The sequence below is a fragment of the Xanthomonas sp. JAI131 genome, assembly GCF_013410075.1.
Lineage (GTDB): Bacteria > Pseudomonadota > Gammaproteobacteria > Xanthomonadales > Xanthomonadaceae > Xanthomonas_A > Xanthomonas_A bonasiae.
On record NZ_JACCCN010000004.1, the window covers coordinates 552,417 to 574,013 of the forward strand.

General features: G+C 64.7%; 15 protein-coding genes. 11 read left to right on the forward strand and 4 right to left on the reverse strand.

All coding sequences use genetic code 11. The annotated features are described in order from the left end of the window. Positions 1–53: 53 nt before the first annotated feature. Positions 54–1,427, reverse strand: coding sequence for a hypothetical protein (locus tag HDC36_RS18825; RefSeq protein ID WP_179570324.1), 1,374 nt, complete (start codon positions 1,425–1,427; stop codon positions 54–56). Between the two features lie 370 nt (positions 1,428–1,797). Here HDC36_RS18825 and HDC36_RS18830 point away from each other — a divergent pair, with 370 nt between their 5' ends. After that, positions 1,798–2,325, forward strand: coding sequence for a hypothetical protein (locus tag HDC36_RS18830; RefSeq protein ID WP_179570325.1), 528 nt, complete (start codon positions 1,798–1,800; stop codon positions 2,323–2,325). Between the two features lie 52 nt (positions 2,326–2,377). Here HDC36_RS18830 and HDC36_RS18835 read toward each other — a convergent pair whose 3' ends face one another. Further along, the gene (locus HDC36_RS18835; RefSeq protein ID WP_179570326.1) at positions 2,378–2,758 is read right to left on the reverse strand and encodes a hypothetical protein; all 381 of its coding nucleotides are present in this window, start codon (positions 2,756–2,758) and stop codon (positions 2,378–2,380) included. Then, on the reverse strand, positions 2,755–6,102 hold the full coding sequence (locus HDC36_RS18840; protein WP_179570327.1) for a winged helix-turn-helix domain-containing protein: 3,348 nt from the start codon (positions 6,100–6,102) through the stop codon (positions 2,755–2,757). The genes HDC36_RS18835 and HDC36_RS18840 overlap by 4 nt, the downstream gene beginning before the upstream one ends. Positions 6,103–6,409: 307 nt before the next feature. On the opposite strand from HDC36_RS18840, the gene fabV reads away from it, so the two are divergent. Then, positions 6,410–7,615: an enoyl-ACP reductase FabV gene (gene fabV / locus HDC36_RS18845; protein ID WP_179570328.1), complete on the forward strand. Its 1,206-nt coding sequence runs from the start codon at positions 6,410–6,412 to the stop codon at positions 7,613–7,615. 775 nt (positions 7,616–8,390) lie between these two features. Here the strand turns inward: fabV and HDC36_RS18850 are convergent. Continuing rightward, positions 8,391–9,413 (reverse strand): sugar kinase, encoded by a 1,023-nt coding sequence (locus HDC36_RS18850; protein ID WP_179570329.1) that lies wholly within the window; start codon positions 9,411–9,413, stop codon positions 8,391–8,393. 299 nt (positions 9,414–9,712) lie between these two features. Here HDC36_RS18850 and HDC36_RS18855 point away from each other — a divergent pair, with 299 nt between their 5' ends. From HDC36_RS18855 to HDC36_RS18895, 9 genes are all read left to right on the forward strand, one after another. Next, positions 9,713–12,523, forward strand: a complete 2,811-nt coding sequence (locus tag HDC36_RS18855) for a TonB-dependent receptor (protein WP_179570330.1) — start codon at positions 9,713–9,715, stop codon at positions 12,521–12,523. 393 nt (positions 12,524–12,916) lie between these two features. Further along, positions 12,917–16,735: a LamG-like jellyroll fold domain-containing protein gene (locus HDC36_RS18860; RefSeq protein ID WP_179570332.1), complete on the forward strand. Its 3,819-nt coding sequence runs from the start codon at positions 12,917–12,919 to the stop codon at positions 16,733–16,735. A gap of 232 nt (positions 16,736–16,967) precedes the next feature. Further along, positions 16,968–17,468, forward strand: coding sequence for an HNH endonuclease signature motif containing protein (locus tag HDC36_RS18865; protein WP_179570334.1), 501 nt, complete (start codon positions 16,968–16,970; stop codon positions 17,466–17,468). A gap of 144 nt (positions 17,469–17,612) precedes the next feature. Next, positions 17,613–17,813: a hypothetical protein gene (locus tag HDC36_RS18870; protein WP_179570336.1), complete on the forward strand. Its 201-nt coding sequence runs from the start codon at positions 17,613–17,615 to the stop codon at positions 17,811–17,813. 435 nt (positions 17,814–18,248) lie between these two features. Then, entirely contained in the window at positions 18,249–18,536 is a 288-nt protein-coding gene (locus HDC36_RS18875) for a hypothetical protein (protein ID WP_179570338.1), read from the forward strand. A gap of 72 nt (positions 18,537–18,608) precedes the next feature. Continuing rightward, a complete protein-coding gene (locus tag HDC36_RS18880) occupies positions 18,609–19,280 on the forward strand; it encodes a hypothetical protein (RefSeq protein ID WP_179570340.1) in 672 nt (223 codons plus the stop codon). A 96-nt stretch (positions 19,281–19,376) separates the two neighbouring features. Next, complete coding sequence (locus tag HDC36_RS18885) at positions 19,377–19,661, forward strand: hypothetical protein (RefSeq protein WP_179570342.1); 285 nt, start codon at positions 19,377–19,379, stop codon at positions 19,659–19,661. A 66-nt stretch (positions 19,662–19,727) separates the two neighbouring features. Continuing rightward, positions 19,728–20,093 (forward strand): hypothetical protein, encoded by a 366-nt coding sequence (locus tag HDC36_RS18890; RefSeq protein ID WP_179570344.1) that lies wholly within the window; start codon positions 19,728–19,730, stop codon positions 20,091–20,093. A gap of 110 nt (positions 20,094–20,203) precedes the next feature. Beyond that, positions 20,204–21,439 (forward strand): hypothetical protein, encoded by a 1,236-nt coding sequence (locus tag HDC36_RS18895; protein ID WP_179570346.1) that lies wholly within the window; start codon positions 20,204–20,206, stop codon positions 21,437–21,439. The last annotated feature ends 158 nt before the right edge of the window (positions 21,440–21,597 follow it).

Consider the following 21,597-nt stretch of genomic DNA (forward strand, 5'->3'; position numbering starts at 1 on the left):
CGCGCCTGCAACGCGGTCATGCATCGCAGGCGCGTCGGTGACGCGGCGCGAGATTACTCTGGCGGCAGCTTGGAGATGGCGATGCCGATGATCAGCGGCTGCTCGGAACTGGTGGTCCCGGTGAAGCTATGCCCGGATTCGCTCAGCGTCCATCCGGCCTTCTCGCTGCCGCCGTCGGCCTCGAAGGTGAACGGCCCGATGCGCAAGCCAGTCGAGACCTTGAACTTCTCGGAGAACTTGGAGAAGGACGCCTTGCTGGCGGTGATGGTGAAGGTCGGCTTGTAGCCCACGTACATGCCGGTCTTGAGCAGGCCGAAGAAGCCCTTTTCGCCGAATACGGCCTGGGTGCCGTCCTCGCCGAACGCGCTGTAGCCCTTCACGAACGGGCCATTGCGCTTGCTGCGCACGAACGGGCCGTTGTACCAGTCGCTGGGCTGGATCTGGATATGATCCAGCGCTTCGAACTCCACCGCGACGTTGAGTTCGTTGTCGGTCTCGAACTCGGTGACGCGCTCCCACTTGCCCGCCACGCGCACCTGCCAGAACAGCTGCCGGATCTTGGCCGAGCCGCCGGCCCAGGTCTTGCTGTAGTCGTAGGAAGCGTCGCGGTTGTTGAAGCCCATGCTGGCGCCCGCCGGGCCCTGGCCGGCCTGCACCGCATCGAGCCACTCGCTGGCGTTCTGCGCCACCGACCAATTCGGCACCAGCGGGAACTTGGCCAGCGCCGGGTCGTTGAGCTTGGCCCAGAAAGCGTGATTGGCCATCTGCTTCTGCGCATCGCCCAGGCCCGGCGTGTTGGCCTGCGCCACCAGCGCGTTGTAGGTGACCTGCGCCTGCTCCATCTTGGTCTGCATGCTGCTGATCTTGATCTGCCAGCCGGCGCCGGCCGGCGATCCCAGCCATTCGGTGAAGGTCGGATCGTTGTCGGTGACCTCGTCCTCGTATACCGAGCGCGCCTGGGTGTAGGCGAGGGTGTAACCGTTGCTGGCGGCGGTCACCGCGTCGTCGGCGGCCTTGATCCGCTGCCGCAGCGAGGGGTCGTCGGTCGCCGCCGGAATCACGTTGAGGAATTCCTGGTAGGCCTGGTTGAAGCGGTCGCCGCTGGACACGAAGGCGCCCACCGCGCTCCACTGCGGCGAGGTCGAGCAGAAGTCGTACTGCGCGGTGCCGATGAAGCCCACCGGCGGCGTCGGCCAGGCCCAGGTGGTGAACGGATAGACCATCTGGAAGGTCTCCGGGCTGGCCCCGATGGCCTCGGTCAGCGCGCGGTACAGCAGGCCCCAGGGCTTCTGGTCGTAGTCCGCCGCCTGCAGGGCGGCAGCGTCGAACTGCTGGCGTTGCGCGGCGGTATGGCGGAACAGCGACACCGGGGAATCGTGGTCCTCGGTGGCCAGGGTCTCGGTAGCGTTGTCGGTACGGGTGAGCATGGGTGCGTCTCGATGGACCGCAGCGATCGCCGCGGCAGGTGCCTGGGTCGCCGGCGTCGCGGCGGTGACGTCCGGTCGGCACGGAGCCGGACGGCGCCTACCGTGCGCGCCGCGTCCCGGCGTCGCCTTACCGCAATCTGCCGGAATGCAAGTCCATGAATCACATTGGATTCCGGCGTGGCACGGGTACCGACGGCGATGCCGGTAGCGACGTGCGCCGCGGTCGCCGGGACCTGCCGGCATGTGCCGGCCGCAACCGTAAGCTATCCGTCAGGTCCGCTTGGCGGGTTGCCGTCAGGGTGGCGCGGCGGCACCTCGCGCCGCCCGGAAACCGCATCGCGCGCTCCGGCCTCCGACCAGGACTACCGCCATGAGCTTGTTCCGTAAGTGCGTCTTGCTGACGCTGTCGCTGCTGTTCGCGGCATGCAGCACCCCGCTCCAGCAGCCTGCGCCCTCCGCGCCGCCGCAGGCGCTGTTCAAGGGCAACGACGTCTCCGAAGCCGATGTGATCGCGCGCTCGGAGATGGAAGGCTGCCAACTGATCCCCTACGACAACAGGCGCCAGACCTGCGTGGACAACAATGTGGACCTGCATGGCGTCACCGCCTGCGGTGCGCTGGCATGCCAGCGGGCCGCAGGCGACGCCGCGAACCGCCTGCGCCTGGCGGCGTGGCAGAGCTGCGTGGACCGGCGCACGTCGATCAACGGCGCGTTCGCCAGCACGCTCAAGGACCTGGAAGCGTTCAAGAAGGGGCCGAGCTACAAGAACTGGCGGCAGCCGGGCAAGAACGCGATGGCCAAGCTGATCAAGAAGATCAAGGACGGCCAGCCGGGGCACGCGCTCGCGCTGAAGAACGCGACCGCCACCTTGAACGAATGCAAGAAGATCGTGAACTGAGCGCAGGACCCTGGCGGGCACGGCCCGCCAGGGTCCTGCGGCGCCCTTACCGCTACGGCTGCGGCGAGATTTCCGGGTCGTTGCCCACCTGCGGGTCGCAGCTGAACAACTGGTCGCGCTTGTCGTCGCAGATCAGCACCGAGAAGAAGATCAGCGTCTGCACGGTGTTGAGGTTGTACACGTCGGCGCTACGCCCGTCCGGGGCGATCGTGGTGTGCTCGATCTGCCCGCGGGCATCGGAATTGAGCACCGCCCGGATCTTGAAATGCTGCGAGACCTCCTTGTCCAGGCGATAGATCAGCTTGACCGGCGTCTGCCCCTTGCCGACGGTGATCACGTCCGGCGAGAAGCTGTAGAAGTAGCGCCCATGCCCGGCGTTGCCGCCGAACACGACGTGGGCGGCGGTAAGGGTGATTTCGACAATGGCCGTCATGACTTGATGTTCTCCTTGGGCGGCGGGTCATAGAGAGCGACGAAGCCCGGATGGCGGTAGCCCGCCAGAGACAGCCATGCGAGCGCTTGCGACACGGTCTGGCGCCGGCCCAGATGGACCTGCGCGCGAATCCACGGATCCAGCAGCGTCTTGTCGCGCGACCCGGCCGCGCGCGCCTCGAGCAACTGCACCACGCGTTGCCATTCCTCGCGCGCCTCGGCCTGCGCGCCGGCGGCGGCCAGGCGTTCGCCGCGCCACACCCGCGCGTGTGCCAGCGCCGACAGGCCCAGCAGGTCGTCCGGCATCGCCCGGTGCAAGACCTCCAGCCGCGCGACGATGCGCGCGCTGCGTTCGCGCTCCGCGCGCGCGCCCAGTGGCTGGTTCTGCGCGATGCGCAGCGCGATGACCGCATCCAGCCATTGCCATTCCGGCAGCGGCTGCGCCTGCAGCAGCGGCGCCAGCGCGCGCTGCGCCTGCAACAACTGCCGCCGCGCCGATTCGTGCTGTCCGCGCAGCGTGGCGACCCAGCCTGCCTGCGCATAGGCGTGGGCCAGGTCGCGCCGCCACGTGCGGTTGTCCGGTTGCGTTGCGACCAAGGCCGACAGCATCGCCACGCTGCGCTGCGCATCGGCTTGCGCGTCCTCCAGGTGGCCGCGCGCCAGCGCCAGATTGGAGGTGCGCAGCAACGAGGTGGCCCAGCGGCGCCGCCAGGCATCGGCGTTCGGCTCGCGTTGCACCAGTGCCTGCAACATCGCCACCTGTTCGCGATAGCCCTGTTCGGCCGCCGCCAGCGCGCCATGGGATTCCTGCGCCGTACTCAGCCAGGACAGGCTGTCGACCAGTTCGTAGCGCACCGCGGCGTTGTCCGGGGCCCGCGCCAGCACCTGCCGCTTCAAGGCCACCGAGCGCGAGAACAACGCGATCGCCGCCTCGTGCCGGCCTTCGCTGCGCGCCAGGCTGCCGAGGTTGTTGAGCGCGTAGGACACCTCCAGTTGCCAGCGCGGCTCCTGCGGCGCGCGCCGGGTCAGCTGTTCGGCGGTCGCCAGGTAGGATGCCCAGTACCGGCGCGCCTGCGCCGGACGCTTCTGCTGGTAGGCGAGATAGCCCAGCCAGTATGCCGACAGGCCGGTCTCGGCCAAGGCGTCCAGCGAGGCCGGCGCATCGGCGCTGGCCTGGCGCGCGGTCGATGCCGAGCGGTCGAATGCGGCCTGCGCTTCGCCCAGGTTGCCCTGGTTCATCAGCACCTCGCCGGCGGTGCGCAGGGCGCGCGCATGGTTGAGCAGCTCGGCCGCGCCCATGCTGGTGCTGGGCAGCCGCTCCAGATAGGCCAGGGCACGGCTGCCGACGCTGTCGAGCAGTTTCAGGTTGCCGGTGGTGCGCAACTGATCGGCCAGGTCGCCCAGCATGTAGCCAACCAGTTGCTGTGCTTCATCGCGGCGCTGCTCGGCGATCCGTTGCGCCTGCCGCGCCTGCCAACCGAGCAGCATCGACGCGCTGGCCAGCGCCGCCAGCATGCTGGCGGCGCCGCTGTACAGCCAGCGCCGTCGGTCGCGCTGACGCTCGCTGGCGCGCAGGAAGGCCAGGTCGGTGGCGTCGAGATCGTGCGCCAGCCGCTTGGCCGCCTCGCGCGCCTCGCTCAGCGGGCGCCCGCTGTTGAGCAGGTGATCGGCGCGCCGGCCCTCGGCCGCCCATCGCTGCGCGGCCTGCTGCAGGCGGTTGCGCGCCTGCAGCAGGCGTCGGTTTTCGTGGATCCAGTCGGCCGCGCGCGGCCACTGTCGCAGCAAGGCCTCGTGGGCGACGGCGAAGCCGGGCACGCCGACCGCCAGTTCGCTGACGAACAAGCGCGCCTGCACGAACGCCTCGGCCATGGCGCGCGCCGCCGGCTCGGCCTGCAGTGCCGACCACGGCACGCGCCGCGAGGTCACCGCGGCGCTGTCCGGATGGATCACGCACAGCCGCGCCAACACGCTGCCCAATGCGGCCTGCGCCGGTTCCGCCAGCGCGCGGAACGCCTGTTCGGCGTGGTGCGCCAATGCGCCCTCCAGGCCGCCGAGTGCGTGATACGCCGCGAACGTGAGCATCCCCTCCGCGGTGCGGCGCTCGTGCAGCGCATGCAGCGTGTGCTGCAGCAACGGTAGCGCATCGGGCTGGTGTGCGGTGGCGTCGCGCAGCACATCGTCCAGGCGGCTGGCGCTGTCGCGGTCCTCCTGGAACCGCAGCCCAGCCATCGCCGCCGGAATGCGGATGATCTGGCCGATCTCGCCGGCGCGCGGCGCCAGCAGATCGACGTGGCCATCGCCGCGCTTGAGCTCGGCGACGCCGGGCAGCGATTCGATCAGCCGCGGGTAGAAGTCGCTGCGTGTGAGCAGCAGCACGGCGACCTGCGGCGCGGTGCACAACGTGCGCAGCGCGGCGTCCAGCGCAGCCCGATCGGCCTCGCCGATGTCCGGCGAGGCGACCATGCTTTCGGCATGGTCGATCACCAGCAGCAGATGGCGCTCGGCCGCTGCGCCGGCGCGCGCCGCCGGGCAGCGCAGCAGGGCTTCGGCAATGGCAGCGTGCAACGGCGGCGGATGTTGCAGCCAGGCCGGCAGCGAGCCCATCTGCGCGGCGGAAAACACCGCGCGCTTGTCGGGCACCCACTGCGCCAGCGCCTGCGCGAGCGTGCCCAGCACGTCGCCGCCGTGGCACACGGCCAGATTGCAGTACGCCACCGCCAGCGCCTCCAGCCCGTCCAGTCCACCCGGCTGGCACAACAGCGGCACCACGCCTGCGCGCAGCAGCGAAGTCTTGCCGCAGCCGCTGGCCCCGGACACCAGTACCAGGCCGCGCCGGCTCTGCAACTGCGCGCGCAGCGAACCCATGATCTGGGCGATGGCATGGCTGCGGCCGAAGAACACTTCCGCATGCGCTGGATCGAACGGTTGCAGGCCGACGTAGGGATTGCCGTGGCCCCAGTGCCGCGCGCAGGGTAGCGCGCCGCGGTAGTCGTCGGGAAAGCTCACCTTCGGCAGCAGCCGGTAGCCGCGCTTGCGGATGGTCTCGATGTAGCGCGGCTGGCGGCTGTCGTCGCCCATGCGCCGGCGCAACTGCGCAATGGTCTTGTGCACCGGGTTGTCGCCGTAGAAGCTGCCGTGCCAGACCTCGATCAGCAACTGCTCGGCGCTGACCACCTCGCCGGCGCGTTCGGCCAGGGCCACCAGCACTTCCATCATCCGCGGTTCCAGCGCGATCTCCGTGCCCGCGTCGATCAGCACCAGCCGTTCCGGCTCCACCAGCAGCGGTCCGAGACGGAACCGCGGCACGGAGCGGAGCTGGGTCACCCGCTCGCTTCTCTGCGACATCGATGGACCTCGGTCCGCGCCGCACAGGCCATGCCCGCAGGATGACGGACACGGTGTCCGCCAGGCCCCCCTGCTGTCGCCAGGCGCGTATCGACGACAGGCGATGATGTTCCATCGCCGCGCGAGGTTTCATCGACTGCATCCAGCTTCGCGGGCTGTGGCGTAGACAGAGTGGAGACGTCCCCGCGCCAGCGGGGCCGGCATGGGCGGGCGCTTCCATACGTGTGCGTGTGCACACGGTGGCGCTTCATCAACCGCGCCGCAGACATTAAGATGCCGCGGGGCATCTTGCCGAGAGGACACCACGTTGATCATCCACCCGAAAGTTCGCGGTTTCATCTGCACCACCACGCATCCGCTCGGCTGCGAGCGCAACGTGCTCGAACAGATCGAGGCCACGCGTGCGCGCGGCGTGCGCAGCGATGGGCCAAAGAAGGTGCTGGTGATCGGCGCCTCCAGCGGCTACGGCCTGGCCTCGCGCATCACCGCCGCGTTCGGCTTCGGCGCCGACACGCTGGGCGTGTTCTTCGAAAAGCCGGGCAGCGACAAGAAGGCCGGCACCGCCGGCTGGTACAACTCGGCGGCGTTCGACAAATTCGCCAAGGCGCAGGGCCTGTACAGCAAGTCGATCAACGGCGACGCCTTCTCCGACGAAGCGCGCGCGCAGGTGATCGAACTGATCAAGACCGAGATGGGCGGCCAGGTCGATCTCGTCGTGTATTCGCTGGCCTCGCCGGTGCGCAAGCTGCCCGGCACGGGCGAAGTGAAGCGCTCGGCGCTCAAGCCGATCGGCCAGACCTACACCGCCACCGCGATCGACACCAACAAGGACGCGATCATCGAGGCATCGATCGAGCCGGCCACCGAGCAGGAGATCGAAGACACCGTCACCGTGATGGGCGGCCAGGACTGGGAACTGTGGATCGACGCGCTGGCCGCCGCCGGCGTGCTCGCGCCGGGCGCGCGCAGCGTCGCCTTCAGCTACATCGGCACCGAGATCACCTGGCCGATCTACTGGCACGGCGCGCTGGGCAAGGCCAAGGTGGATCTGGACCAGACCGCGCAGCGCCTGCACGCGCGCCTGCAGCAAAGCGGCGGCAGCGCCAACGTGGCGGTGCTCAAGTCGGTGGTGACCCAGGCCAGCGCGGCGATCCCGGTGATGCCGCTGTACATCTCCATGGTCTACAAGATCATGAAGGAAAAGGGCCTGCACGAAGGCACCATCGACCAGCTCGACCGCCTGTTCCGCGAGCGCATGTACCGCGCAGACGGCCAGGCGCCGGCCACCGACGAGCAGAACCGCCTGCGCCTGGACGACTGGGAACTGCGCGACGACGTGCAGGACGCGTGCAAGGCGCTGTGGCCGCAGGTCACCACCGAGAACCTGTTCCAGCTCACCGACTACGCCGGCTACAAGCACGAATTCCTCAAGCTGTTCGGCTTCGAGCGCAAGGACGTGGACTACGACGCCGATGTGGATCCGGACGTGAAGTTCGATTGCATCGAGCTGTAGGAACAGCCGGGATTGGGGATTGGGGATTGGGGATTGGGGATTGGGGATTCGGGATTCGGGATTCGGGATTCGGGATTCGGGATTGGAAGAGCCGGGATTCGGGATTGGAGAGGCGGCCGGCAGCGATGCCGGCCGTTTTGCGTTGGGTGTCTGTCGCGGCTGAAGCCGCTCCTACAGGGCAGATGCGCGCTTCTGTAGGAGCGGCTTCAGCCGCGACCGGACCGATGAAACTACCGCGGCGCGCATCGGATCGAAGGTCCGGCCGGCGCCTGGAGCCAGGCGCGTTCGATGGCGTCCTGCGTCGCGACTGAAGTCGTTCCCACAAGGAGCGCCGCTGGCCGCCGCGGAGATGGTGCAGGTCGCCACTGTGGGAGCGACTTCAGTCGCGACGCGGGAAACCAGGGCGCCGCGGTGCCGAGCATTGCAGGAAGGTCCGCACCACGCCTCAATGGACGCCGCCCGGCGGCTGAAGCGTGTCGCAGCTCGCGGGTGAAGCCGCTTCTGCAAAGGCCGGGATTGGGGATTGGGGATGGGGGATTCGGGATTCGTGGTGGCGTCGATGCCGCGATTCCCATGGGGGCCTGGCATCGCGACCGCCTCATTTTCCTGTCGCGGCTGAAGCCGCTCCTACAAAAGAACCGCGCGCGCTGCCCCTGTAGGAGCGGCTTCAGCCGCGACAGGAGAAACGAAACGCCGGCAACACCAGATCACGCGCACCAATGCCGCAACCAGCGCTTCTGCCAATCCCCAATCCCCACTCCCCAATCCCAGCCCCTCACCGCTTCACATCGAACCGCGACGTCCCCACGCAAGCCTGCACATCGGCTTCGCCCAGCGGATGGAAATCGCCCGGCACCGAGTGCTTCAGGCAGCCGGCGGCCAAGCCGAAGCGGATCGTGGCGGTGTCGTCCCAGCCCTGGCTCAGGCCGTGCAGCACGCCCGCGGCGAACGCATCGCCGCCGCCGATGCGGTCGACGATGCCGGTCAGCTCCTCGCTCGGCGCCTGCGCCACGCGGCCGTCGCGGCGCAGCAGCATCGCGCCCAGGCTGTGGTGGTCCACGCTGTGCGCCACGCGCTGGGTGCAGGCCATCGCCTGCAGCTGCGGGAACGCAGCGAAGGCGTCGCGCGCGCCGGCTTCCACCCGCGCCTGCGCGCTGTCCTGCGGATACTGGTGGCCGAGCACCACGCCCAGGTCGCGGTAATCGGCGAACAGCACGTCGGCCTGCGCCAGCAGCTGGCGCAGGATGCCCGGCGCGTCGCCGTTCCAGGCCTCCCACAGCTTGGGCCGGTAGTTGCCGTCGAACGACACGCGCACGCCGAGCGCGCGCGCGCTGCGCGCCGCCGCCAGCGCCGCGGCCGCGCCGCGTTCGCCCAGCGCCGGGGTCACCCCGGACAGGTGCAGCCAGTCCGCACCCTGCAGCAGCGCCGGCCAGTCGTAGGCGTCCGCTTCTGCCAGTGCGAAGGCCGAGCCAGCGCGGTCGTAGGTGACTTCGCTGGGGCGATGCCCGGCGCCGGTGGTCAGGAAATACAGGCCCATGCGCCCGGGCACGAAGCGCACGCCGCGGGTGTCCACGCCGTGCCGGCGCAATTCGCCGGCGGCCGCTTCGCCCAACGGGTTGTCCGGCAGCACGCTGACCATCGCCACGTCGTGGCCGAAATGCGCCAGCGACACGCCGACGTTGGCCTCGGCGCCGCCGACATGCACGTCCAGTCGCGGCGATTGCAGCAGGCGTTCGTGGCCGGGGGCGCCGAGGCGCAGCAACAGTTCGCCGAAGCAGACGATGCGGGAGGCGGTCATGGCAGGGAAGATCCTGATCGGTCGAAGAGGGGGCCCAGCATGCCGGGAACGGCCGCCCCGGCCAAGTCCATTGGCTATCGGTGTCATTTTTTGCGGCGACCTACGCCGAGCGGTCGCAGCGGCCGCGCCAAGCCAGGCAAGGCTTTGTGCCGAAAGCCTGCAAATTCGCCGGATTTTCTGTTGCGCTGCAAGATGCCGCAATGTTTCGCAACTGTTAACGTCGGTTTTGACCAGCGGTGTCATCCGCGGCAACAGCCCGAAATATCACGCAGTTCATGTAACCCTTGGGAGGGGAGGACATGCAATCTCGTACCGAACGCCGGAAGACACCGGTTACCTTGCTCGCATTCTCGATCGGTCTGGCTCTGCAGACCGGCGTGGTTCAGGCGCAGGACGTGCCCGCGCAGGATCCTGCGCCCGCCACCGGCTCCACCGAGCCGGCCACCCAGCTCGACACGGTCACCGTCACCGGCTACCGCGCCAGCGTGGAGAAGGCGCTGGACATCAAGCGCGGCGAAGCCGGGGTGGTTGATGCCATCGTGGCTGAAGACATCGGCAAGTTTCCCGACCTCAACCTGGCCGAATCGCTGCAGCGCGTCCCGGGCGTAGTCATCACCCGCGAGGCGGGCGAGGGACGCAGCATCTCGGTGCGCGGCCTCGGCCCAGACTTTACCCGTGTGCGCATCAACGGCATGGAAGCGCTGACCACGGTCGGCGCTGGCGACCAGAGCGGCGGCACCAATCGCGGCCGCGGCTTCGACTTCAATGTCTTCGCCTCCGACCTGTTCTCGCAATTGATCGTGCGCAAGACCGCCTCGGCCGATGTCGAAGAAGGTTCGCTCGGCGCCACCGTCGACCTGAAGACCGCGCGCCCGTTCGACTACAGCGGCTTCACCTTCGTCGCTAGCGGCCAGGCCGGCTACAACGCGATGGCGCAGAAGGCCGATCCGCGCTTGGCCGCGCTGATCTCCAACACCTTCGCCGACGGCACCTTCGGCGCACTGATGTCGGTGGCCTATTCCGAGCGCCAGGCGCTGGAGGAAGGCTCCAACACCGGCCGTTGGGCCGGCGGCACAAGCAACGGCGGCTTCGCGGCGTCCTCGCCGTACGCCGCCGCGCGCGCGGCCAACGTCTACCACCCGCGCTTCCCGCGCTACGTACAGATGGAACACGAGCAAAAGCGCCTGGGCGTGACCGGCTCGCTGCAGTGGAAGCCCAGCGACGCCACCGAGATCTCGCTGGACGCGCTGTATTCCAAGATCGACGCCGAGCGCGACGAACACTACATCGAAGCGATCTCCTTCAGCCGCAACCGCGATGCGGCCACCGGCGCGGCGCGCCGCCCCGACCGCGACGGCAAGCCCAACACCATCGTGCGCAACGGCGAGATCCGCAACAACGCGCTGGTCTACGGCGAATTCGACAACGTCGACATCCGCAGCGAGAACCGCCACGACGAGTGGAACACCGTGTTCAAGCAGATCGGCCTCAGTGCGCAGCACCGCTTCAGCGACGACTTCACCCTGTCCGGCAAGGTCGGCACCTCGCGCTCCAAGCACGAGAACCCGGTGCAGACCACCATCATCATGGACAAGTACGATGTCGATGGTTACAGCTACGACTACCGCGGCAACAGCCGTGCGCCGGTGATCAACTACGGCATCGACACGACCGATCCGCGTGGCTGGGAACTGGCCGAGATCCGCCTGCGTCCGCAGTACGTAGACAACGACTTCGACACCGGCCAGATCGACTTCAACTGGAACATCAGTCCCGGCTTCCGCCTCAAGGGCGGCGTGCTGGCCAAGGACTACACCTTCAAGACCGTGGAGCTGCGCCGCGCCTCGGAAAGCACCGTGCCCAACTTCGCCAACGGGACCAAGATCGTACCGGTGGATATGACTGGCCAAGCCGGTCTCAAGGGCATCGAGGGCAGCCCATCGAACTGGGTCGTCCCGGATCTGAACGCATTCGTCGATGGATTCGACCTCTACAGCAACAGCGGTCTGTTCGCCGTCGCCCCGCGCAGCAACAACAGCCGCAGCGTGGAAGAGAAGGACCGCGGCGCCTACCTGATGGGCGAGTTCTCCACCGATCTGGGCAACATTCCGCTGTCCGGCAACATCGGCGTGCGCTATGTGCGCACCAAGCAGGCTTCCACGGGCTATGCGCTGATCAACAACGTGCCGACGCAGACCACGGTCGAGCGCAGCTACGACGACACCCTGCCCTCGTTCAACCTGGTCGCCGAGATCACCCCGGACTTCCTGATCCGCCTGGGCGCGGCCAAGGTGATGACCCGCCCGGGCCTGGGCAGCCTGACCCCGGGCGTGACCGTCGCCGTGGCCGGCGGCGCGCGCACCGTCAGCGGCGGTAACCCGGATCTGGACCCGATCCGCGCTACCAACGTCGACCTGGGCTTCGAGTGGTACTTCGACGAAGGCGCCATGGCGGGCATCGGCCTGTTCTACAAGGACATCGACAGCTTCATCCAGACCGCGCGCGAAGTGCGTCCGTATTCCAGTAGCGGCCTGCCGGCATCGCTGCTCGACGGCACCAACGCGACGGTCAACGACGATTTCACCTTCAGCATCCCGCTCAACACTCCCGGCGGCAAGCTCAAGGGCGTGGAAGCCAACTACATCCAGCCCTTCACTTTCCTGCCGGGCAAGTGGTCCAACCTGGGCGTGCAGTTGAACTACACCTGGGTCGATTCGCAGATCCAGTACCTGGACAATACCGGCAAGCCGGTGATGAAGAACGACCTCACCGGCCTGTCCAAGTCCTCGTGGAACGCCACCGTGTTCTACGAAGGCGAGGTGTTTTCCGGGCGCGTCTCGGCCACCAACCGCGACGACTACCTGACCCAGGCGCCGGGCACGGAAGCCGGCTTCAACGTCGACGGCACCCACGGCATGACCGGCACCACCGTCATCGACGCCTCGCTGCGCTACAGGATCAGCGATCAGCTGGAACTGAGCCTGGAAGGCGTCAACCTGACCAACGAAGCGTCCGACGAGTGGGTGTACTCGCCAAGCACGGGCCGCCTGCCGCTGCAGTACACCGAGAGCGGCCGCCAGTACCTGCTGGGCGTGCGCTACAAGTTCTGAAGTCTGCGCCCGCCGGTGTCGCGCCCCGTGCGCGGCACCGGCAGCGCGCCGCTGCCTGCATACTCGCCGGATCGGGGGTAGGGAGGATCGCCATGCGGCGGCACGCGCGCACGGCGATCGCAAAGGAGCGACATGAAAGAGGCAATCCGCCGCAGCGCCACGCGCGCTGCCGCTAGCGCCGTCGGCGCCATGACCCCTTGTGGGAGCGACTTCAGTCGCGACGGGCTCTACCGACAAGACCCATCGCAGCCGAAGCACCCCGCTGTAGGAGCGGCTTCAGCCGCGACACAAACCCACCATCCCGCGACATCGCGCCGCACGCGCAATGCTCCGCACGGACAGGTCAAACATCCCCCCACCACCGGCAATCGCATCCTGGCCCACTGCCTGGCCATGCTGTCCTGCCTGGCACTCCCGGCCTTCGCCGCCCCCGCACCCACCACCACCACCCCCGACCTCCTGTTCCGCGTCTCCGCCGACAAAGGCTTCGACGCCGACATCGCCCAAGGCGACGCCAAACCCAACTTCCGCGACAAGGTCGCGCTGGTCCCCACCGGCGTAAAGGGCAACGCCATCGAATGGGCCGACGACGGCGTCCTCGCCTGGAACGCGCCCGGCAACCTCTACACCCAACGCGGCACCCTCTCCTTCTTCTGGCGCTCGCGCTATCCGGTCGGCGAAGCGCCGTTCGTGATCTTCCGCGTCGGCTACGCCGACCACAGCAGCTGGGACATGGCCTGGCTGCGCATCGACTGGAACGGCCACGGCTTCGACGCCTTCGTCACCGACGCCAACCTGGCGCGCACGCGCGTGTCGTTCACCCTCGACAAGAACCCATCCGCCAGCGCCTGGACCCACCTCGCCTTCGCCTGGGACGAAACCCGCGGCGTGCGCCTGTACGTGGACGGCAAGGAAGCCGCGCGCGCCGACTGCGCGCAGGCCTGCGCCAACGGCGGCTCGCTCGACTTCGACGCCGCGCTCGACCAGCTCGGCCTGGCCGGGCGGGTGATGGCGCCGCACCAGGTGCAGAGCCGCTACAACTTCCTGCGCGGCAGCGACTTCGACGAGATCCGCGTCTACGACCGCATGCTCGACGCCGCCGGCGCCGCCGCCCTGGCGCGCCAGCAGGAACCGCGCACTGCCGAACCGCCGCGCGCCGACGCAGCGCGCAACGCCTGGCTGCACCGCTACGGCTGGGACCACGGCCACGCCCCACCCGCGCTGGACGCACCGTCCACCCGCATCCGCAAGGTCGAATTCGCCGACGCCAAGGACCTCAAGCAGTGGATGTGGAAGGCCACCGACGGCATCGCCGAGACCACCTGGCCCGGCGTCTACAACCGCTCACGCCTGCCCGGCCGCGACGACTACTTCCAGCTGCCCGACTGGAACGTCTACGTCGAAGGCGGCAAGGCGCTGGACCTCACGTTGCCCGACGAACCCTTCAACCGCATCGAACTGCGCGGCGCCGCCTACGGCCAGGCCAGCTACGCCGCCGCCGGCGCAACGCCCGCGCCGCTGTTCCAGCGCAGCCAAGGCACCGTGCGCAGCGTGGACCAGTTCGAGCGCCGCCGCGGCGGCCACCTGCGCTTCGCCAACACCGCGCAGGAAACCCCGATCCAGGAAATCTGGGCCTACGACGTCAGCGCCGGCGCGCCGCCGTCCGACCCCAGCGCCACGCTCAGCTACACCGTGCGCAGCGACATCGCGCCGGACTACGCCAACCTCGCCGCATTGCGCGGCTACATCGCCGGCCGCTACCCGCCGGCCGAACGCAGCACCGTAGTCGCGCTGCCCAGCAAGGCGCCGACGCGCAAGCGCAGCGACGAAAAATCCGCCGCGCCGTCGCTGCCGATCGTGCACGTGCTGATCCCCTCCAGCCTCGGCGACGCCCCGCCGGACCAACCGCTGATGCGCAGCTGGTCCTACGGCTGGGAGAACATGCACGACGGCCTGGACGGCATTGCCATCGACCTGCCGGCGCTGGACCTGCCGGCCACCCATGACGGCCTGATCCCGCTCAACCTCCGCATCAAGGACCCGATCTGGCCGGCGCGCGACATGCTCGACGTGTCGGTGTCGGTCAAGCCCGGCCAGGCGCGCACGCTGTGGCTGGACCTGCGCGACCGCATCCTCACCAACGACAGCCTGATGCTCAGCATCGCCTCCGCTGCGCCCGGCTTCGACGCGCGCGCGCTGGACGGCGCGCAACTCCGCCTGCTGTTCAAGCCGCGCGACCAGGCCAAGACCGAACACATCGCCGACCGCTTCAACCAGGTCAAGGACAACTGGGGCTTCCTGGTCGAGGAACACACCACCTCCAAGCGCCAGTTGCTGTACGCGCGCCTGGATGCGGACATCGGCGACCTGCTGCGCGTGGATCCGGACAACGCGCTCGGCCGCGAATACTGGAACGACATCAGCTACGGCAACCAGGGCGCGTTGCCGGTGGAGCTGCCCACCCCGCCCAAGGGCGTGCCGGCCTGGGCGTTCTGGCAACTGGAAGACCTCAAGGCCACGCGCCGCTACATCAACTGGTGGATCGACCAGCGCCAGGTGGCCTACGGCGACTTCGGCGGCGGCATCTCCGACGACTCCGACCTCACCCAGCAATGGCCCGGCGTCGCCCTGATGGGCGTGGACCCGGACAAGCTCAACGCCTCGCTCACCGCGCTGTCCGACGCCAACTACCGCAACGGCATGTTCACCGACGGCCTGTCCACCATCGAGACCGACGAACTGCATGCCTACGAGGAAGGCATCAACATCAACAGCGCCATGCTCTACCTCAACTGGGGCGACCCGCTCACCGTCGAGCGGCTGATGCGCACGGTGAAGGCCTTCGACCGCATCATCCAGGTCAACCCGCAAGGCCACCTGCTGTTCGCCAGCAACTGGTTCGGCGGGCGCAAGGTCTACCGCGAGCCGAACTGGCAGTGGCAGAAACCCTACTCGTTCCCGATCCTGCACCCCGCGCTGCTGCTCGGCGGCTACAACGCCGACCCCAACAGCCGCCGCATCGTCACCGGCCTGGCCGACGGCTACCTGGCCCACGCCTACACGAATGCCAAGGGCCAATGGGCGCTGCCCAACGAGATCAACTGGAAGACGGGTAAGACCCGCGGCGGCGAACTGTTCGAAGGCAGCGGCGGCGCCGACACCCTGCACACCTTCTGGGCCGCCTACCGCTGGACCGGCGAGGCGCGTTACCTCAAGCCCATCGACTACCGCGTCGCCAACGCCGGCCCGGCGGGCCTGTCGCTGCTCAACGAGAATTTCCTCGACCTGCTCGGCAAGCGCGACAGCTGGGGTGCCAGCCTCGCCAAGGCAGCGGCCGACGCGGACGCCAACGACGCCCCGGACTTCGCCCATCACGTCGCCTGGGAGCAGAGCGGCGACCCGCGCTGGCTGGAAACCCTGTACCGCGCCGAGACCCGCGACAAACTGCAGAGCTTCTACATGAACACCGAAGGCCACTGGTGGAGCGACCGCGTCGAATCGCCCACCGTGAACCTGCAGCGCGCCCGCCTGGGCGGCGTGGCCCTCAAGCGCAACCAGACCTACCCCGGCCACACCGTCAGCTGGCGCTTCGCCGACTCCGAAGGCGCGATGCAGGTCGCCCTGCTGCTGCCCAAGCCGCGGCAGGATCGTTTCACCGTCATCGGCTACAACCTCGGCGGCAAGCTGCAGCGGGCGCAGATGACCGGGTGGAATGTCGCCGCCGGGCAATGGCGGATGCGCTCGGGCCTCGATCGCGACGGCGATGGACGCATCGACGGCAAGCCCGCCACGCGCGAGTTCGCGTTCGAGAAGAGCGGGGCGGTGGACGTGGAATTCCCCGCAGGCAAGACGGTGGTGATGGAGTTCGAATTGATCGCACCTGCCGCGGTGCCGGTCGAACAGCGACCGGATCTGGGGATCGGGCGTGGCGATGTGCGGGTGAGTGCGGAGGCCATCGACGTCACCGTGCACAGCCTGGGCCACGCGGATGCGCCGGCGGGCTACGTGGTGCTGGAAGACGCGCGTGGCCGGGAATTGGCGCGGGCAGCGTTTCCTGCGTTGGAGGCGCCGCGGGACTTGGAGCCGAGGACTGCGGAGGTGCGGCTAGTGGTGCCGGCGGGCGGCGGCGGCAAGGGGGTGCGGTTGCGCGTAGTGACCCAAGAGGAGGTGGTGGAGGTCACTCAACGCAACAACATGCTGGTGTTGTGGTGAAAACCGAAAGCGCCTGGTGTGCTGGCATCTCGGCAGGCCTTCATTACACCCGTAAATAAGCGGCTGTAACAGTTACACCCGCAAAAATGCGGCATAACGCCATGCGGTGCAGTTGGCACAATGTCGGCAGAGGCAAGGAACCATAGATGTTTCGGCCGGATTGACGGCGTTCAACGACTCAGCGAGGATTGTGTTATTCCGCGTTTAGGCGGTCCAATAGTAGTTAGGCGCCATGCTCACTATCCATCGCGACATTGTTGACTACTGGGCAAGCCATCAAGACGAATGCGGATTGTCCGTTGACTGGGCGGAAGCAGAAAAACTTTGCTGGAGGTGTGCCCACAAGCGCCTTCTACAACGTTGCCACATAGTTCCTCGGGCTCTAGGCGGAACTGAGGATCCGTGCAATCTCGTTCTTCTGTGCGCGCAATGCCACTCAGAAGCTCCAAACGTCAATGATGCAGAATTTATGTGGGAGTGGCTCAGAGCACATGCAGTTCCCTTCTATGGAACATATTGGCAACTGCGTGGCATACGCGAGTACGAGCTCATGTACGGGGAGAAGCCATTCATCGGAATTGAAAACCCCGAAGAAGCACTAGAAAAGTGCCGCGAGATTGGCATGGGCATCATGAGAAAGACAAGTACTCATTGGGGACAAGGAAAACTCAATCCTGCCACTTGGGCATGGGTATATCGCCAAGTCGATCAAGAACTACGTAATGGCGCCTAACAATTCGTTTAAGCCGACCCCGCATCGTGGCGTCGTCCACGTGCCTGCGCTACGCTAGCACGTGTCCGCCACCCCGCTGCGGGGCGGCTTAACTCAGGCGTTAGGCCTCAATAAACCACTTCCTTTACTCACACTGGATATTTCATGAGTCACAACGTAAAGCTGTCGCTCACTCTCAGCACTCCTTACAAGTTCCAACTCACATCTGGCGGCACCAAGATCATCACTATCTTCGGTAGCGACGGAAGCAGCTTAGATATTGAGGTTGATGGCACCCGCTCTAGCTACAACGACCTGCAAAGCGCAATTGGAGAGTCATTTACCCATGTTCAGCCCGCTCAATGAGGCCTAACAATTCATTCAAGCCGAACCCGCTTCGCGGCTCGGCTTAACTCACGCGTTAGGCCTCTTATGGAGCATCAATGAACGTGGAGCTTGTTGTCTACGATCCCAACGAGGATCGTGAGATCTCCTTCGGTGCGTACCAGTTTACACACACTGGCTGCGCACGCATGATCGAAAAGTATGTCCAGCCAGCTGATGAGTACGTACTTCGCTGCTCCTGCGGACTAGAGATTCACTTTCCAAGATTTGGCCCCGCCGTCGACGCGATTATGGCGACCGTCATAGAGGGAGCAACCCGGGGACTTGGAGCCGGATTCGTTCCACTCAAACTTGGCTAAGACTATCCACGTCCGTGTCCGTGGCGCGGGCTAACTATTTATTCGAGCCGAACCCGCTTCGCGGGTCGGCTTAATTCAAGCGCTATACGGTGCAATCATGCTGGCGACGATACTCACGTGGCTCTCCGTAATTGCAGGCTTCATGTCTGCTGGAGCTTGGCTCTATGCCAGCAACGTGAAGGTGACCCGGGAGGCCGCAATGGAAAAGCGTCGAAAACGTGCCGAGAAGACTGGCGAAAAGCCAAACCTTGGTGGCATTGAACTCTTCGGTGCTGAGTTGAAAGAGACTATGGAGGCGCAGGTCAGATGGAACTCAGCAGGTGCCGTCTTAGCAGCTATTGCCGTTGCGTCACAGACAATCACTCAGATCCTACGTGGCGTATAACAATTCATTCAAGCCGAAGTTGCTTCGCAACTCAGCTTAATTCAGGCGTTAGGGGCATGGGAGATAAATAGGATGTCACCGCAGGAAGAAGAGAAGCTTTTGGAAGCGATTGGCCTATGGGGAGCCATTGATAGTCGGTTAGGCGGTCTTGCGCTTTCATATCTCGCAACCTTGGAAAAGATCAATGAGATCGCATCGACCCCATGGGTCGACGAATCGCTTGACCGTTACAACAACAAGATGCGGATGAAGGATGTAGGCGCAGCCGCCATCCAGTACAACGACTATCTTCATGAAACAGCCATACTCTCGCTGGCCAAAGCAATAGACGATACAGTTAGAGATCTAAAAAGAGCCTTCAATTTTAGATTTGACTCTTTCGACAACAATCATGACGTGTCAAATGCAAGAACCCTGCAGATGATTCGCGCGCTCGCAAACGTCATAAAACACAATGGCAGCCATTTGGTCAGCGGCTCATCTACTTCCGCTACCTTTTTGATACAAGAGTGCGGTATGAGAGACGGCTGGGATCTCGGGACACTTATCCTGGCAAGGGATCCTGCGTTTAACATCCTAGAGCACATTCCTATTGTTTACTTTTCACTGTCAGAGCTTGTCCAAAAGGCCAGTGGAAAGGGCCACCCCGCGTTAAATCTACAAGGCGATGAAGCATTTAATTGGGTTTACAACACACTGCTTCCAGAAGTGATACCTATCGCGCGGCCCCAAAAGGCAAATTGATGCGCATGCGGGTGCCCCTAACAATTCATTCAAGCCGACACTGCCTCGCGGCGCGGCTTAATTCCGGCGTTAGACCAAGAAGGAGTGCACGCGATAATGAGAAAAATTTCCCAAACGAAAACTAAAGTCCTCGACCAATTTGAGGCAAGAATTGACGAGTGGAATTTTCACGAGTTTGAGAAGGCGCTGGAGAAAGCCATGGGGAAGAGCTATGGAAATTACCAGACTTCAAAGATCACTATTCTTGAGGCCGACCGTGATGGCAGATGGCCGAAAACCGTTGAGCAATATGTAAGATCAAACCACAAATCTTTCGGCAACCTGCCGGTCGAGTTTAATCCCATTGGAGTGAAACCAGGGGTCAGAGTGCACTTTTCTTAGAGCGCACTCTGACCACGGTTTTTGCTGTCAAGGGGACGTCGAACGTTAGGGTGCTATGGGAGATTTATGGCGAACTATTGGGTAGTTGGCGCTAGCTGGGGCGGCTCTGATCATCAAGATCAGCGCTTCGTCAAAGAGGGCATCTGGATGCTTGGCTGGGAGGATGGGCATCAGCCTGCGCGAGCAGCAGAGATAAAGCCAGGCGACCGTATTGCTATCAAACGAATGAAAGGCAAGGCCAAGATAGGCATTCGTATCATGCACTTGGGAATTGTGCGTGGCGTTATCCTCGACACAAACCGGGTTCTCTGTACTGTCGACTGGGTGGCGACTGACCTGAATCGCGAAGTGGCTGAGAGCCGTGGAGCATTCCAATCAATTCACGGCCCATATCAACATGACGCTTGGGTGCAAGAGGTATTCTGCCTGTGAGGGTGCGGGCCTAAAAATTGATCCAACCGGCGCCGCTCCGCGGCGCCGGCTTAATAAGGTGTTAAGCTACACAACAAATGCCTGTTAATCATTAACCACAAAGACTAGTCATGCGACCATGGGAACGCCGTCTCCGTGATCTAGCTCAGCTGTTGAGTAATTGTGGTGAAACTTACTTTTCGCCAGAGCGCTTTCGTCAAACCATCAATCAATTCCTTCAGACTTCTCGAACGGTTACGTTCATCATCCAGAAGAACAAGGCTACTATTCCTGAGTTTGAGTCTTGGTACAAGACCAACGTGCTTCAGCCCTGGGCTACCGACCCCATAATGTCTTGGGCAAAAGATGCGCGTAATGTTATCGAGAAGGAAGGCGATCTCGACATGCAGAGCACGCTCCAAGCAACGCTTCTCTACTCCTACAGCTCTGATGAAGATATGGTTCTTGAAGTAACTCGGGAAGAGTTGCTCAAGGCGACCACGGATCGTCTACTACAAATTGCAGGGCGCCAACTGCCGCCAGGAATAGCTGACTCTGCGGTACTCAAAATTCAGCGCCGGTGGGTTGCGAACACATTGCCCGATCGCGAACTCATCTTCGCACTCACGTACGTCTACGCACAACTTTATCGTGCCTGCAGCACGCTCGCAGCCCACCTAGAATCTGCGTTGGATCCATCCGTACTACACCCCACGACGATCGACCCCTCGTCGAACGACGTTGCAAAAGTCCGGTTCATTAAGTTCGGCAAGTCCGGTGTTGGACGGCACGCCAATATCCGTATCGCTGTAGATACAAGCTTTCGGCCACCGCCGGCGCTGCTGCGGCTAAAAGAAGAACTCACATCAATGCCAAGGCCCACTTCCCTCATCGAGATTGTAGCGATGCACGCCAAGATGGCCTGGACTAATTTCGAGCTTCATGGGAATCATGTTCCGATGCTTGCTCTGTATGACAAAGAGTGGAATCAGATTGACTTCATGTCCACGGCCTTCGCTGATCAGGCCGAAAAGTATCTTTTCTGGCGGAATGTTGCAGACCGGGCCTTCTATCTCAAGGCATTTGCATTGGTTTGGATAAGCGAGGCTTGGGTAAGAGATCTTAAAGAGCATCAAAATCGCCCAGTTCGCGATCTACCCATTATTGGCGAGCAACTGCATGTAGTAGGTGCAGACGCATCAGATCTGCGCGAGGTCGTGGCGTGGAACATTACGAGGCCCATCGGAGCTAACCTTCCCGTACTTAGCAGATTGGAACCAGGCGATGCTCTCCAGCCGGGTAAAATATTTTTTATCAAGCCGGTAGTTGAAGCCATGAAGATGGCGCATACGAGTAATGCGAGCTAACCCCTAAGTTAATGGGAGCTCCCGCGGCAGGCCGTAAGTGACCCCTTAATCTGTGCGCAGAAAATGGGTTCAGAGTGCAATTTTCTCTGTACCAGTTGCCCTAAAAATTTAAATCTGATCCAGATTTTTAGTCGCCCCGTTACCCACTTGACATCCCG

Coding starts and splice junctions, on each gene's coding strand:
- HDC36_RS18825 (WP_179570324.1), bottom strand. CDS start 1,427: ATGCTCACCCGTACCGACAACGCTACCGAGACCCTGGCCACCGAGGAC.
- HDC36_RS18830 (WP_179570325.1), top strand. CDS start 1,798: ATGAGCTTGTTCCGTAAGTGCGTCTTGCTGACGCTGTCGCTGCTGTTC.
- HDC36_RS18835 (WP_179570326.1), bottom strand. CDS start 2,758: ATGACGGCCATTGTCGAAATCACCCTTACCGCCGCCCACGTCGTGTTC.
- HDC36_RS18840 (WP_179570327.1), bottom strand. CDS start 6,102: ATGTCGCAGAGAAGCGAGCGGGTGACCCAGCTCCGCTCCGTGCCGCGG.
- HDC36_RS18850 (WP_179570329.1), bottom strand. CDS start 9,413: ATGACCGCCTCCCGCATCGTCTGCTTCGGCGAACTGTTGCTGCGCCTC.
- HDC36_RS18855 (WP_179570330.1), top strand. CDS start 9,713: ATGCAATCTCGTACCGAACGCCGGAAGACACCGGTTACCTTGCTCGCA.
- HDC36_RS18860 (WP_179570332.1), top strand. CDS start 12,917: ATGCTGTCCTGCCTGGCACTCCCGGCCTTCGCCGCCCCCGCACCCACC.
- HDC36_RS18865 (WP_179570334.1), top strand. CDS start 16,968: ATGCTCACTATCCATCGCGACATTGTTGACTACTGGGCAAGCCATCAA.
- HDC36_RS18870 (WP_179570336.1), top strand. CDS start 17,613: ATGAGTCACAACGTAAAGCTGTCGCTCACTCTCAGCACTCCTTACAAG.
- HDC36_RS18875 (WP_179570338.1), top strand. CDS start 18,249: ATGCTGGCGACGATACTCACGTGGCTCTCCGTAATTGCAGGCTTCATG.
- HDC36_RS18880 (WP_179570340.1), top strand. CDS start 18,609: ATGTCACCGCAGGAAGAAGAGAAGCTTTTGGAAGCGATTGGCCTATGG.
- HDC36_RS18885 (WP_179570342.1), top strand. CDS start 19,377: ATGAGAAAAATTTCCCAAACGAAAACTAAAGTCCTCGACCAATTTGAG.
- HDC36_RS18890 (WP_179570344.1), top strand. CDS start 19,728: ATGGCGAACTATTGGGTAGTTGGCGCTAGCTGGGGCGGCTCTGATCAT.
- HDC36_RS18895 (WP_179570346.1), top strand. CDS start 20,204: ATGCGACCATGGGAACGCCGTCTCCGTGATCTAGCTCAGCTGTTGAGT.